Consider the following 13361-nt stretch of genomic DNA (forward strand, 5'->3'; position numbering starts at 1 on the left):
TGGACGGCGCACTGGCGCGCAAGGTCAATGTGCAGTCGGTGCTGCCGAGTTTCGACGGTTCGATCCTCGATCTGGTCATCGATTACCTGACGTATGTGTTCATCCCGGCGCTGGCTCGGGTGGAATGGGCGGGCTGGGCGGACTGCTCGGTGGCTTGCTGGGCGGCTCGCCGATGGGCGGTTCCCCTCAGGGCCGTTCCGGCGGTGGCACCAACTATGCCGCGCTGGCTTCGCTAGGGATGATGGCGTTCCAGGCATATCAGGCTTGGCAGCGCAGCCAGGCCGCACAGCAGCAACAGGCACCGCAACAGGCGCTGCGCACGGTGGATCTGTTGGCCGGCCCGGAAGTCGAGGAGCATAGCCATGCGATCCTGCGGGCACTGATCGCGGCAGCCAAGGCCGATGGCCGGATCGACCCGGCCGAGAAGCAGATGATCAGCACCGAAATCGGCCGTCATACCGATGATCCGCAATTGCAGCAGTGGCTCGACGATGAAGTCGCCAAACCGCTGGACCCTGCCGAGGTGGCGCAATCGGCCACCGACCCAGGCATGGCCGCCGAGATGTACCTGGCCAGCGTGATGCTGGTGGACGATCAGCAGGATGCCGAGCGCAACTATCTGGATCAATTGGCGGCGGCGTTGCAGATTGATCCGGATTTGCAGGTGCATCTGGAACAGCAGGCCAGAGGCGGTACTGTCTGAATTTCAGGTCGGCCGTCAGTCCGCTATCGCGGGCAAGCCCGCTCCCACAACGCGGTCAACCTGCGGGTTTCGATACCAGGAAGGTAACGCCATAGCGCTCGGCGACCTCGAATATCCTAGGCAGATCCTCAGGCACCTTGAACCGGTCCATCGCCGCAAAAAACTGCCCGCCACGCGGATCGGAGACCACGCCGATCATCTTCGCGGTGGTACTGATGTTCTTGTAGGCATGAATCGCCCCGGCAGGGATATGCACATACCCCCCGGCCGAGACGGTGGTGGATTTGCCCTCGACGGTCACTTCGACCTGGCCGTCCACCACATAAAACGCTTCGTCCCACGGATGAAAGTGCGGTGGCGGGCCGCCACCTTGCACGCCCTCCTGAATATGCATTTCAAAGGGTTTGCTCAGATCCCCGCCAGCCAGGACCGTGATTGCCTCGCCGACGACGTTGAAGGGTTCCGGGGGGACTTCGATGACGTGAGTTGTGCGCATGATTGCTCTCCGGGGATGAAGCGGCACCTGCTGATTGTATGCCCTTGAAGGTCCGTCGGAAGCCGCACCCCGGGGCCGTCTGTCCGGGCAGTTTCACCGTCGATGGGATTTTTCGGGCGTCGCTCGACCTGAAGACAACTACGACGTGGTCGCCGCCGAGCCAACCGAAGATCGATTATCTTCACGGTATTATGCCTGTAGGACTAATCCATCACGCAGGGCGATCAGGATGTTTCGTCTTGTTATCGGATAGACCATCGTGCTCTTGCTCCTGGCTATTGCCGGCGCGGATGTGTTGCTGGCCACAGCAAACGTTACGTTCGCCACTCTCACTGTGTTCATGTCCGCCATGCCCATGCCCATGCCCACGGTGCATGAAAAAATGCATCAGTGGACAGGCCAGTAGTAGCAGGAATGGCAGATAGGGAAGGACGTGAGCCCTGTGCTCGGTGAACAGGAAATAACCGGCGATGGCTAGGAAGCCTAAAAAGTACCAATTGGTGCCCCTTACGCGGTGCCGGGGTAGGTTATGTTGATTCATGATGGCACTCCTTGGAGGGAACGGGAGGGACGGCCATAGCGCAAGGCCACTTCCCATTTTGCTGAAGCGCTATCGGATGTGTGAGCATAGCGAGCCAGAACCTCGGTTTACGTGTCCAATGCGTCGGCAATTCAGGGGGGAGCCGCATAAAGTATCAAGGCAGATTCTTCCTTTTCAGTTGTCGATTAGCCTCGGCCATGTCCTTATCAAATTGGCGGACGCCGCGAAAAAGTTGCACCCCGACCAAGACCGGGCACAGCAGGAAAATCGCTGCAATGGCCAACGATTTCCCGGTCAGCCCCAACAGGTAAACCACCGTTGCGATAGCCAGAGCACTGACCAGGAGGCAGATAATCAGAACTTCGCGTTTCATGATTTGGCCTCCTGACTAAAGCCAATACGGGCACGTTTGAGCAGCGCGGAGTTGGCGATTACCGACAGGGAGCTCAGTGCCATAGCGGCGGCAGCAATGATGGGATTAAGGAGGCCAAAGGCCGCGATTGGAATGCCGATACTGTTGTAGATGAATGCCCAGAACAGGTTTTGTTTAATCTTGACCATGGTTGCGCGCGACAGCTTGATTGCGGTTACCACGTCGCGTACATCGTTCTTGAGCAGGATGATGCCGCCAGTTTCCTTGGCTACATCGGAACCCGAGCCGATGGCAATGCCGATGTCAGCGGTGGCCAGGGCAGGTGCATCGTTGACACCATCGCCAACCATGGCCACGACCTGCCCTTCGCTTTGCAATTGACGGATCACTGCGGCCTTGTCGTCCGGCAAGACCTCGGCAATCACTTGCTCAATGCCGACCTGGCGCGCGACTGCCTGCGCAGTACGATGGTTGTCGCCGCTCAGTAGCACGACCTTGATGCCGCTTGCCTGCAATGCCGCAACGGCTTCAGCCGCTTCAGGTTTGATGGTATCGGCCACAGCAATCACCCCGAGCAAGCGGTCGCCGACACCGACCAGCATCGCGGTCTTGCCATCGGCTTCCAGGCCGATGAGGTGCTCCTCGGCAGCCTCGGTCGAAATGCCTTGGCGGGCGAATAAACGCCGGTTGCCCAGCCAGATTTTGCGACTGTCTACACTGCCTTCGATGCCGTGACCGGCGATCCCATGGATGCCGGTCGCTTTCGGCAGGCTGATGCCGCGATGCTGAGCGGCGCGCACTATCGCTGCGCCGAGCGGATGTTCTGAACCGGACTCCACGGCGGCGGCGAGCATCAAGACTTCGTTTTCCAACGCGGTACCAAGCGGGATCACATCGGTTACGTTGGGTTCGCCTCGGGTAATAGTGCCGGTTTTGTCGAACACCGCTGTACTCAGTTTTTCTGCCCGCTCCAATACTTCACCGCCGCGGATAAGAATGCCGTTATCGGCGCCCTTGCCAACACCGACCATTAACGCGGCGGGAGTCGCTACGCCCAGTGCGCAGGGGCAGGATATGATCAGAACCGCGATAAAGGCCAATAGGCCCTGCGGAAAGTTCCCCACGAGAGTCCAGCCGATCAGGGCCATCAGCGCGACCGTCACCACGGCCGGCACAAAGTAGCCAGTGACTTGATCGGCCAACCGCTGGATCTGTGCCGTGCTGGTCTGCGCCTCCTCGACCATCTTGATGATCTGCGCCAGTGCCGTGTCGGCACCGATCCTGCTCGCCTTGAAGGTGAGTACGCCGCTACCATTGAGCGTGCCTCCGATCACCGGACTGCCTGGATGCTTGTCAACCGGCATAGACTCGCCGGTCAACATGGACTCATCTACCGTTGACTGACCTTCACTGACATCGCCATCGGTGGGAATTTTTTCGCCAGGTTTGACTATCAGGAACTCGCCAGCCATGACACTTTCAGCGGGTAGGTCGACTTCTTGCCCATCGCGAATCACGTGCGCGATCGCAGGCTTGAGATCCAGCAAGCGCCGTACTGCGGCTGAGGATTTTTTCTTGATGATCTCCTCCATGTACCTGCCAAGCAGTACGAAGGCGATGATGACCGCTGACACCTCGAAATAGACATCGCGCTCGTCCACCTTGATCGGTAGGACGTCCGGGAAGAACAACACCGCGACACTGTAGAAATAGGCGACCGACGTGCCGAGGGCGATCAGAAAATCCATGTTGATGTTTCGGGTGCGAATGGCGTTCCACGCCCCCTTATAGAAACTCCAGCCACCGATGAACTGCACCGGTGTTACCAGCAGAAATAGCCATATACCCCATGTGAACCAAGGGAGCGCCGGGATCGGCACCCAAGTCAGCAGTGTTGCACCAGCAGCCAGTGCAATGAAGGCGCCAGCACGCAGCAGCGCCAAAGCCAGTACTCCGGTCAGGGCGATAGTGACGCGGGTCTTCATCGCCTTCAGTTCTTTTTCTGGCGACTCGAAGGTACGCAAACAGGTATCGCTGCAAAAGTAATAGCTGCGCCCGCCACGTTCTCGTGACAACGCTGTGGTCTTATCCACCATCATCCCGCAGATCGGGTCTTTCGCCATTCTCCCTGATGCAAGCGCCTGCTGATGTTGGCTGTGTTGCATGTGTGATTCGTTCATCGCTGTCTCCTGCTCGAAGCGGCTATCAAGGCCTGCCATGGAGCTTGGCGGACAGCCACGCGAACAAGGTGCCGACCAACGCGCCCCATACACTCAAGACCAGCAGTGGCCCGACGAAAGTCGCCACACTGTAGTCTCGTGGAGCTTGAAGGCGACCGAAGTCGAGTCCATGGAACAAAGCGCTGAGAAAGGCGATACCCTGCGCCGGCCATAGCGCATAGAGCAGTGCACATATGGTGTAGGAAATGGCCATGGTCAGGGCCAGAGAAATGCCGGTTTTCCAGGGAGCGTTCAAGACTGTTCTCCTGAGCCTGGAGGGGCGCCAGTAGGGGTGTTGGGACTGTGGGGGGCTGACCAGGGCAGGAATGCCGGCGTCTGTTGACAGTAAGTGCGGTAGGTATCGCCGAAGTGCGTAAGCATCTCCCGTTCTTCTCGCTTCGCCAGCTTGGCGTAGACCACCAGGAGGATTGGGAACATCACCAGGGTGATCAACGTCGGCCACTGCAACAAAAAGCCAAACATGATCAGCACGAAACCGGCGTACTGCGGGTGACGGATCCGCGCATAAGGCCCGTCGAGCGCCAGTTGCCCAGTCCCTTGGGCCTTGTAGAGCACACGCCAGGCGGCCGCTAATAACCAGAAGCCGCCAGCGATCAACAGGTTGCTGATAATGTGGAATGGACCCCAGTGCGGATTGACCTTCCAGCCCATCACTGTTTCGAGCAAATGCCCAGCGTCGTGCGAGAGGAAGTCGATGCCAGGGAAGTTGCGAGTGAGCCAGGGCATCAACAGGTAGATAGTCAGCGGAAAACCGTACATTTCGGTAAACAGCGCTACCAGGAATGCCGAGAACATGCCGAAGGAGCGCCAATCGCGGCTCGTTTTAGGCCGGGTGAAGCTGAAGGCGAACAAGAGAAACACTAATGAGTTGATAATGACCAGCGACCAAAGACCGTAGGCCGATCCAGTGTGGTTCATGGCGGGTACTCCTCATTTGCCTGGCGTGTTTGCTGTTCGTGCCTATGCCGATGATCGCCGTGGCCGTGGGGCATAAACAGATTCTGCGTTAACCCAGGCAGTACTCGTGCTTTGTAATGGGCAGCAGCTCTTCTGCACATTTACTTTTTCATTGGCATTTCCATCATGGACGACTGTTGCTCCATCATCTGCATCATCATGTCCATCATCCCTTTACCTCCGCCATCCTTGGCTCCAGACATGCCCATACAACCCATTGCGTTCTGCTCCTTGCTCATCATGGCCATGCTGTCCTTCATCGCTTTCATGCCTTCTTGCATGGCGGCCTGGCGCTCAGCGGGAGTTTTAGCCGCTGCCGCTTTGTCATGCGCCGCCTGCATTTTCTCCATTTGTTCGGTCATGGCTTTGTTCATGGCCGATGGCGCTGATGTTGCGCTCGCAGCTGCGTCGCCTGGGAGGCCGGCCGGGTGGTGCGCGTCCTCGGCGGAGGCTATGAATGCACTGCTAGCCAAAATGGCGGCTAGAACCAATTTAGAATGCGCTTGCATGATGAACTCCAGAGATTATTGGGGATAAGCAGGTACAACTGAGTCGCAAAAAAGCGGCGCAGCTAGACAGAGCGACCGGTGCCCGGCCACTCAGGAGTAGGGATTAATCGTTAGAGCGAACGAACGTCAGGCGGACTGGCGGCCTCGGCGGTGCGGGGCGCTTCAGTGCAAGAGCAGCGAAGGAGGATTTTTCCTCGGGATTAAGCACCATAAATACTGCCGCCGTTAACAGCAAAAGGGCGGCCCACTGGATGGGGTCTAATGCTGGAACCTGCGATACAGGTTTTAGCGCCGTGGCAGTGTCCTCACAGTTCTGAAGGCAACCACTGGCGTGGAGAGCATGGTCATCCACCATGTGCTGCTCGGCATGGTGTGGCGCGGCTATAGTGTGATTCGGTTGCACCAAACAGCCCTGGATTGCCATCACGGTCACCGCTAACACCCATACCGCGAGGGAGAGGTGCAATAGCCGTTGGCGGTGACGTCGGAACCAGTACATGGCTTACAACCTCGACTTGTTACGTCGTATTGGTTTTCAGTCTAGTTAGCAAAACAATGGAGAGGTTGATCCAAATCAAACTAATGGATAACTCAATGATAGTTCACGTTGGCGGGCAATCTCCATTCATGACGATCGTAGCCATGCGGGGACAGGATTGAGGGGCCAGATTAGTTTCCGGGGTATTCAGCAATGACCTGGTCTGCGCCTGCTTTGGACAAGCCGATTACCTGGTAAGCATCACGTTTTCCGTTGACTTCCATGCCTGGAGATCCAGCCGGCATGCCAGGAACGGCGATCCCGAGAAGGTCGTCACGTTTGCTCATCGCAATGATTTGCTCGGCGGGCACGTGACCTTCAACAAACTTTCCATTGATCATTGCTGTGTGGCAGGACGAGAGTCGTGGAGCAACACCGAGATTCTGCTTGACCGCGCTCATGTTGGTTTCTACATGATCAACGACGGTGAAGCCGTTAGCTTCAAGGTGCTGGATCCACTTCTTGCAGCATCCACAGTTAGCGTCACGATGGACGTCGATCGTCAGCGACTCTGCGGCATGACCAACTGAACCGATAAACAGAGCCGCCAATGCAGCGAGGCGAAGTGCCCGACCGGGACGAAGAAAGTTATTTCGCATGGGTATGCTCCTTCCCATCAGCGTGGGTATGAGTTTTTGGCAGAACGGCCGGAGTTGCAGGAGCGTCATGTGAGGCCTCCACAACCTGAAGATCGGCGTGTTCGATATCTTCATCCTGAGAAGGCGCTGCGGCCGCCTCATGGTCATGGGCGCTGTTTCTCTCGCCATGATGGTCGCCTGCTTCAGCTATTTCTTCGGTTGTACCCGCATCATGATGCCCGGCGGCGGCCCCTTTTTGGACCTGATGCTGGCCTTCATGGTTATGCATTTTGCTCTCGCCGCCACCGTGTTGATGACCACCGCTGCGGGTTACTAGAGCGTTGTATTGCTCTGCATCCAATGAAGGCAGCTGCTGGAGAAAAGCGACCATTCCCCATATGTAGGGATCGGCCATGCTTTTACCCCAAGCGGGCATGCCTGTGGATTTGATGCCATGCTTGATGATCCAGAAAGCTGCGGCAGGGTTTCCATCAACACCCAGTTTTGAAAGATTTGGAGGGGCAGGGTAAAGGCTGTTACTTAACTCGGTTCCTGCAATGCCCGGGGCTAGATGGCAACCGATGCACATAGAGTTGTAGTTCCCGGCACCCGCGCGGATGAGCGCTTCATCGCTCAAGTCGGGGACTTCAATGTCGCGTGAGCGCACTTCGATCGAGCGATCCCGAGCGGTGGAAAGTAGCGCGTAAACGGGATCGGAATGTGGATCATCCGCCCCAACATTGATCACACCAAAATACACCACGCCGGCGCCTGCTATTGCGGCGACCACCCCGGCAGCAGTCAATGTTTTCAATGTTCTTTTCATGTCAGACCCTCAAAACCACATCCGAATACCGGCGACAAACCGCGCCTCGTTGGCATCCTCTCCTTCATCGCTGGCCAGGTCTGCCGTATTGCCGTAGGAGCGGCTCCAGCTAACCCCAATGTAAGGGGCAAATTGGCGAACAATCTCATAACGCAATCGGAGTCCTACTTCGGTGTTTGCCAATCCAGACCCAATGCCGCGCTGAGGATCATTTTTTCCGTAGAAATTGGCTTCGGCCGTCGGCTGCAAGATCAGGCGATTGGTCAACAGAATGTCGTAGTCGCCTTCCAATCGAGCAGCGGTTTGACCATTCTCACCGATGTAGGCAGTCGCTTCGGCTTCAAAGTTATAGAGGGCCATGCCCTGAATACCAAGCGCTCCCCAAGTTTGTGGTGACCCGGGCTTGAAATCTTGTCGTACGCCGGTGACGACATCCCACCATGGACCGATGGAGTGCCCCCAAAGTGCTGAGAGTTCAGCGTTTTCCGTTACGCCATTGGTACGTTCGCCTTCCGAGCGCAACCACAGTCGGTCAACGTCACCGCCGATCCATCCTTTTGCATCCCAGGCCAATGCACTACCGTTGTCAGCATCCTGGTACTCAAACTTATCCATCAGCATGAAGGAGTTGACCTTCTTGTCGTGAACACCATGACCAGCCACATCAGGGAACGCGGCTGCACGGTCAGCGTCGGTCAGTACAGGGATTGGCGTTCGGCTGGTGGTGGTAGCCCCTCCATCCATACTTTCCATACCGTCCATTGCTCCATTGTCCATGCTCATTTTACTGTGATCCATTGCCCCCATCTTGCTATGGTCCATAGCTCCCATCGAGCCGTGATCCATCTTGGAATGATCCATCTCTTCTGCCGCCTGGGCCATGAAAGAGAAAGCAGGACTGATATAGACTGCCATTGCTAACAACGTTGGGCGTATGAATTGACTGGTCATGATCTCAATCTGCCTTTTTGGTTTTTTGGTCATGATCCATCGGCTCATGGTGCTTCTTGCTGTGATCCATTGACCCGTGATCGGGTTTTGACTCGGTTGTCGTAGTTGCGGGCTGATTTGTTGCTTTCGCAGGAGTCGCCAGCGAATGGTCACTACTACCATCCCCTGCCAGTACTGCGGACGAGAGTCCACTCAACAGGCCAATGGCAAAGAGGCAACCCACTAGCGATTGACTATTCAGGTATGTGCTCACAGATCGTCTCCTTTACTCATCAACCCGTACTTCACGGAACATGCCCATTTCCATATGGAAAAGCAGATGACAGTGATAGGCCCAGCGACCTAAAGCGTCAGCAGTAACTCGATAGCTGCGCTTGGTGCCCGGTGGCATATCGATTGTGTGCTTGCGTACCATGAACTTGCCGTTCTCATCTTCAAGGTCACTCCACATACCGTGAAGGTGGATGGGGTGAGTCATCATCGTGTCGTTCACCAGGGTGATGCGCAGACGTTCCCCATACTTCAGGCGCAGCGGTTCGGCGTCAGAGAATTTGATGCCGTTGAACGACCACGAAAACTTCTCCATGTGACCGGTAAGATGAAGTTCAATGGTGCGATTGGGCTCGCGGCCGTCAGGGTCTTGGAAAGTGCTTTTCAGATCAGAATAGGTAAGTACTCGACGACCGTTGTTCCGCAGCCCGATGCCTGGATCGTTTAGCTTCGGCGTCGCGGTCATGGCTTGCATGTCAACCAATGGGTTGTTGGTTTCGGAAGCTGGATGGGTCTGCATTTCGCCACCCATACTGCCCATGCCAGTCATTCCTGACATATCACCACCGTCCATCCCTGCCATCTTGCTATGGTCCATACCGGCCATCTTGCCGTGGTCCATCCCTGCCATCTTGCTATGGTCCATGCCGGCCATCTTGCTATGGTCCATGCTGGCCATGTTACCGCTGTCCATACCGGTCATCCCGGACATGTCACCGTGTTTCATCTCGCTACCACCCATACCAGCCATGCTGCCATGGTCCATACCCGCCATACCGCCCATTCCCATGTCATCCATGGTCAAAAGAGGTCGAGGATCCAGCGCAGGTACCGGTGCTTTTAATCCTTCGCGAACGGCCAGAGTTCCGCGTGCGTACCCAGTTCTATCCATAGATTGGGCGAAGATGGTGTAAGCCTCTTCGCTGGCAGGTTCTACGATGACGTCATACGTTTCTGCCACGGCAATGCGGAACTCGTCGACGCTGACGGGTTTGACGTGTTGTCCATCGGCGGCCACAACGGTCATTTTCAAGCCAGGAATACGGACATCGAAATAGCTCATAGCCGAGCCATTGATGAAGCGCAGGCGCAGCTTCTCGCCCGGTTTGAAGACCCCGGTCCAGTTACCGTTCGGTGCCTGACCATTCATGAGGTACGTGTAAGTATCCCCACTGACGTCTGCGAGATCAGTGGGGTTCATTTTCATCTCAGCCCACATCTTCCGATCGGCCACGGCAGCAGACCAACCTTCCTTGCTGACATCGTCGATGAAGTCGCCAACGGTCCGTTTGTGGTGGTTGTAATAGTCCGATTGCTTCTTGAGCTTGGCCATGACCCGAGCTGGATCTTCATCGGTCCAGTCAGTCAGCATCACCACGTAGTCGCGGTTGTATTGGAAAGGTTCGGGCTCTTTCGAGTCGATAACGATTGGGCCGTAAACGCCGGCCTGTTCCTGTAAACCAGAGTGGCTGTGGTACCAGTACGTACCGTTCTGATGAACCTTGAATTTGTACTCGTACATGCCATCGGGAGCGATGCCATGGAAACTCAAACCCGGTACACCATCCATGTTGGCGGGCAGAATAATCCCGTGCCAATGAATGGAGGTGTCTTGATCCAAGCGATTTTTTACACGCAGCGTGACTGTTTCCCCTTCACGCCAGCGCAGCAAAGGTCCGGGCAATGAGCCATTGATGGTCATGGCTGTGCGTGGCGAGCCGGTGATGTTTACAGGGGTTTCTCCAATAAACAGATCAAATTCGTTACCGGTGAGCACGCTCGGCAGACCAGGACTGGTCACTGCCCATACAGGCGTGCGCCACAGACCAAGGCCGCCGAGAATGCCACCAGCGGCCAAGCCTTTTACGAATGTCCGCCTAGAGGTTTTGGAATGCATGCCGTTTATATCCAATCAGTCAAAAGGGAAGCCGTGCGAAACAAGCAATGAGCTGCTCAGGTTGAAGGCACTCTCTCCGGGGGAGCGTAATGAACCCGGATGAGTTTCGCCCGCCGTTACTGAAAAAGAGCTTTTACGGCAAGCGAGCTTTGAAATTGCCACATTTGAATCACCACAGTGATTACATTTCTGTCAGCTTGGGAACGCTGCAAGCTCTTCAGCAATTCTTGTGGTCCATCGCTTCGGCTTGGCTTTCTACGATGAGAGGCTGGGTGCTTTACTTTTGGGCTACTTGATACGATTCCATTGAATTATTCCTAAACGCTTCCCCACGATAATCTGTCTATAACAAACATTCATTTGTATGGCCCGATGGGTCACGACGTCCCATCTCAATAGGCTCCAGTGCAGCCGTTGCGAATGTCTCTTTTTTTTGAAGCTTGCCAAACTGTCAAGATTGTAATTCCCGCCTCAGCTGCCTGAAAGGAAGCCTTGCCTAACATCCTCATCAAGCGAACTGCTCAACCTCTCCCATTCATCTGGATGGAGTAGGAGTTCAATACTGAGGACTAGAACAATGAAGTTGACAAACGTTTTGATGCTGAGCTTCACCTTGGCCGTTTCCTCACTCGCTCTCGCAGAAGGCGGTGGCGACCGAACTTTCGAACGTTTGGAGAAAGCTCAGGTTGTCGCAATGGAGGCACACAAAGCCTCAACCGCTGCGACAGTAGACCGAGACGTCGTGTTGCAAAAAGCCAAGCCCGAAAAGCCTCATGGCTAGGCAGCCAAGCTTACTGAATTGTAATCACCATGTTGGCTGGCTTATGTCATCTTTCGCTCAACCACGCATGTGGCAACTGACCCCGGATTTTGATGCCTGGCGCCACTACCGGTGCTTGCTCTGATATCCGACTGACGGCCAGAATTTGACCGCCCAAACCACGGCTCTGTTCAGAGCGTTTCTTAATTGCTCGTATCCCCCTGGGGGGGATACGATTCGCGTAATTCATTAATCGCGAAGACTCAAATTATGAGTGAGCACGAACACATGCACCCACACGTCCACCAAAGTCATGAGGCGATCATCAAACGCCTGAAGCGGGCAGACGGTCATTTACGTGGAATCATCACCATGATCGAAGAGGGGCGTGAGTGCGTAGACATTGCCCAGCAGCTCCATGCTGTCGAAAAAGCCGTATGTCAGGCAAAGCGCGCGCTCATTCAGGATCACATCGATCACTGCCTGGAGGATACCGTCTCGTCGTTGAACAATGGCGAGCGCGCACCACTGGAAGCCTTCAAGCAAATCACCAAGTACCTCTAGGTCTGACATGCCCAATTTCGCTGATCTGCTGCAACAGGGCGGGGCTCACGCCTGGCTGTATTTCCCGAGCGCCATTCTTCTCGGTGCCTTGCATGGCCTGGAACCGGGCCATTCAAAAACCATGATGGCAGCCTTCATCGTGGCCATCCGAGGCTCGGTCAAACAGGCCGTTTTGTTGGGGCTGGCCGCGACACTTTCGCACACCGCAGTGGTGTGGTTGGTCGCCATCGGCGGCATGTACCTGGGCAAAGGCTTGGACGCTGAAACTACTGAGCCGTATTTCCAGCTTGCGTCCTCTGCACTGATCATCGTGATTGCGCTTTGGATGCTGTGGCGTACCTGGCGCGGTGAGCAGATGTTCGAATTCGAGCAAGGTGATGATCACCACCATGGCGAGCATGACCATGGCCACCATGATGAAATCCGCCGAATCGATACCGGCCATGGACGCGTTGAATTGTCGATATTCGAGGAAGGCATGCCGCCGCATTGGCGCCTGAAGACGTTGACCGGACACGCCTGGGCTGCCTCAGATGCTCACCTGATGACGACCCGTCCAGACGGCAGCACTCAACCGTTCGCTTTCGTCGAACGCGAAGGCTTCCTGGAGTCGACAGTCGATATCCCGGAACCTCATGAGTTCAGTGCTCGCTTGAGTTTCGTGCATGCGGGCCACTCTCATGATTACGATCTGCAGTACAAGGAACATGACCACGGGCATGCGCATTCCGAACTGGAAGGTTTGGGGTTGTCGATTGACGGCTATCAGGATGCGCACGAGCGTGCCCATGCCAATGATATTCGTAAACGCTTTACCAGCCGGGAAGTCACCACGGGCCAGATCGTCATGTTCGGTCTGACTGGCGGTCTGATTCCTTGTCCTGCCGCCATTACCGTGCTGTTGCTATGTCTTCAGGTTAAAGAGGTGGCATTAGGCGGCATGCTCGTCCTGTGCTTCAGCATTGGCTTGGCGATTACCTTGGTGGCGGTGGGCGCTGCGGCGGCTATTGGGGCCAAGCAGGCTTCCAACCGTTGGCCTTGGTTGGGCACCGTGGCTCGTCGCGCACCGTACCTGTCCAGCGTGTTGATCATCGGTGTTGGTCTGTACGTAGGTTTTCATGGCTGGATTGGCCTGAACGCATAAGACGACGTCCGAGT

Annotated in this window: 14 protein-coding genes and 2 pseudogenes; 5 read left to right on the top strand and 11 right to left on the bottom strand. The window is 55.9% G+C overall.

All coding sequences use genetic code 11. The annotated features are described in order from the left end of the window. Together FFS64_RS25005 and FFS64_RS25010 are read left to right on the top strand one after the other, a co-directional pair. Window positions 1–113: pseudogene (locus FFS64_RS25005) on the top strand (phosphatidylcholine/phosphatidylserine synthase); the annotation flags it as partial. Further along, window positions 107–703: pseudogene (locus tag FFS64_RS25010) on the top strand (tellurite resistance TerB family protein); the annotation flags it as partial. The pseudogenes FFS64_RS25005 and FFS64_RS25010, both read left to right, overlap by 7 nt. A 55-nt stretch (window positions 704–758) precedes the next feature. Here the strand turns inward: FFS64_RS25010 and FFS64_RS25015 are convergent. The 11 genes from FFS64_RS25015 to FFS64_RS25075 form a co-directional block, all read right to left on the bottom strand. After that, window positions 759–1199 carry a cupin domain-containing protein gene (locus FFS64_RS25015; protein WP_137807554.1) on the bottom strand — a complete coding sequence of 147 codons (441 nt, stop codon included), beginning with the start codon at window positions 1197–1199 and terminating at the stop codon, window positions 759–761. Window positions 1200–1410: 211 nt separating this feature from the next. Continuing rightward, window positions 1411–1740, bottom strand: coding sequence for a DUF2933 domain-containing protein (locus FFS64_RS25020; protein WP_137807555.1), 330 nt, complete (start codon window positions 1738–1740; stop codon window positions 1411–1413). A 154-nt stretch (window positions 1741–1894) separates the two neighbouring features. After that, the gene (locus FFS64_RS25025; RefSeq protein WP_137807556.1) at window positions 1895–2113 is read right to left on the bottom strand and encodes a hypothetical protein; all 219 of its coding nucleotides are present in this window, start codon (window positions 2111–2113) and stop codon (window positions 1895–1897) included. Further along, window positions 2110–4293 carry a heavy metal translocating P-type ATPase gene (locus tag FFS64_RS25030; protein WP_137807557.1) on the bottom strand — a complete coding sequence of 728 codons (2184 nt, stop codon included), beginning with the start codon at window positions 4291–4293 and terminating at the stop codon, window positions 2110–2112. The genes FFS64_RS25025 and FFS64_RS25030 overlap by 4 nt, the downstream gene beginning before the upstream one ends. Before the next feature lie 25 nt (window positions 4294–4318). Continuing rightward, on the bottom strand, window positions 4319–4588 hold the full coding sequence (locus FFS64_RS25035; RefSeq protein WP_137807558.1) for a DUF5676 family membrane protein: 270 nt from the start codon (window positions 4586–4588) through the stop codon (window positions 4319–4321). Next, a complete protein-coding gene (locus FFS64_RS25040; RefSeq protein ID WP_137807559.1) occupies window positions 4585–5271 on the bottom strand; it encodes an isoprenylcysteine carboxylmethyltransferase family protein in 687 nt (228 codons plus the stop codon). Before FFS64_RS25040 ends, FFS64_RS25035 begins: the two co-directional genes overlap by 4 nt. Window positions 5272–5411: 140 nt before the next feature. Then, a complete protein-coding gene (locus FFS64_RS25045; protein ID WP_137807560.1) occupies window positions 5412–5819 on the bottom strand; it encodes a hypothetical protein in 408 nt (135 codons plus the stop codon). Window positions 5820–6488: 669 nt separating this feature from the next. Further along, complete coding sequence (locus tag FFS64_RS25055; protein ID WP_137807562.1) at window positions 6489–6956, bottom strand: DUF411 domain-containing protein; 468 nt, start codon at window positions 6954–6956, stop codon at window positions 6489–6491. After that, complete coding sequence (locus FFS64_RS25060; protein WP_137807563.1) at window positions 6946–7761, bottom strand: cytochrome c; 816 nt, start codon at window positions 7759–7761, stop codon at window positions 6946–6948. Before FFS64_RS25060 ends, FFS64_RS25055 begins: the two co-directional genes overlap by 11 nt. A 9-nt stretch (window positions 7762–7770) precedes the next feature. Further along, complete coding sequence (locus tag FFS64_RS25065; protein ID WP_137807564.1) at window positions 7771–8745, bottom strand: copper resistance protein B; 975 nt, start codon at window positions 8743–8745, stop codon at window positions 7771–7773. A 232-nt stretch (window positions 8746–8977) separates the two neighbouring features. Then, complete coding sequence (locus tag FFS64_RS25075; RefSeq protein ID WP_137807565.1) at window positions 8978–10879, bottom strand: copper resistance system multicopper oxidase; 1902 nt, start codon at window positions 10877–10879, stop codon at window positions 8978–8980. A gap of 577 nt (window positions 10880–11456) precedes the next feature. On the opposite strand from FFS64_RS25075, the gene FFS64_RS25080 reads away from it, so the two are divergent. The 3 genes from FFS64_RS25080 to FFS64_RS25090 all read left to right on the top strand — a co-directional run bounded on the left by FFS64_RS25080 (window position 11457) and on the right by FFS64_RS25090 (window position 13347). Beyond that, window positions 11457–11660 carry a co-regulatory protein PtrA N-terminal domain-containing protein gene (locus tag FFS64_RS25080; protein WP_137807566.1) on the top strand — a complete coding sequence of 68 codons (204 nt, stop codon included), beginning with the start codon at window positions 11457–11459 and terminating at the stop codon, window positions 11658–11660. A gap of 249 nt (window positions 11661–11909) precedes the next feature. Further along, window positions 11910–12203: a metal-sensing transcriptional repressor gene (locus tag FFS64_RS25085; protein ID WP_137807567.1), complete on the top strand. Its 294-nt coding sequence runs from the start codon at window positions 11910–11912 to the stop codon at window positions 12201–12203. Window positions 12204–12210: 7 nt separating this feature from the next. Beyond that, window positions 12211–13347 carry a nickel/cobalt efflux protein RcnA gene (locus FFS64_RS25090; RefSeq protein WP_137807568.1) on the top strand — a complete coding sequence of 379 codons (1137 nt, stop codon included), beginning with the start codon at window positions 12211–12213 and terminating at the stop codon, window positions 13345–13347. Window positions 13348–13361 lie beyond the last annotated feature (14 nt).

Origin of the sequence: Pseudomonas sp. G(2018) (assembly GCF_005502415.1) — a bacterium.
In the GTDB taxonomy this organism is placed as follows: Bacteria; Pseudomonadota; Gammaproteobacteria; order Pseudomonadales; family Pseudomonadaceae; genus Aquipseudomonas.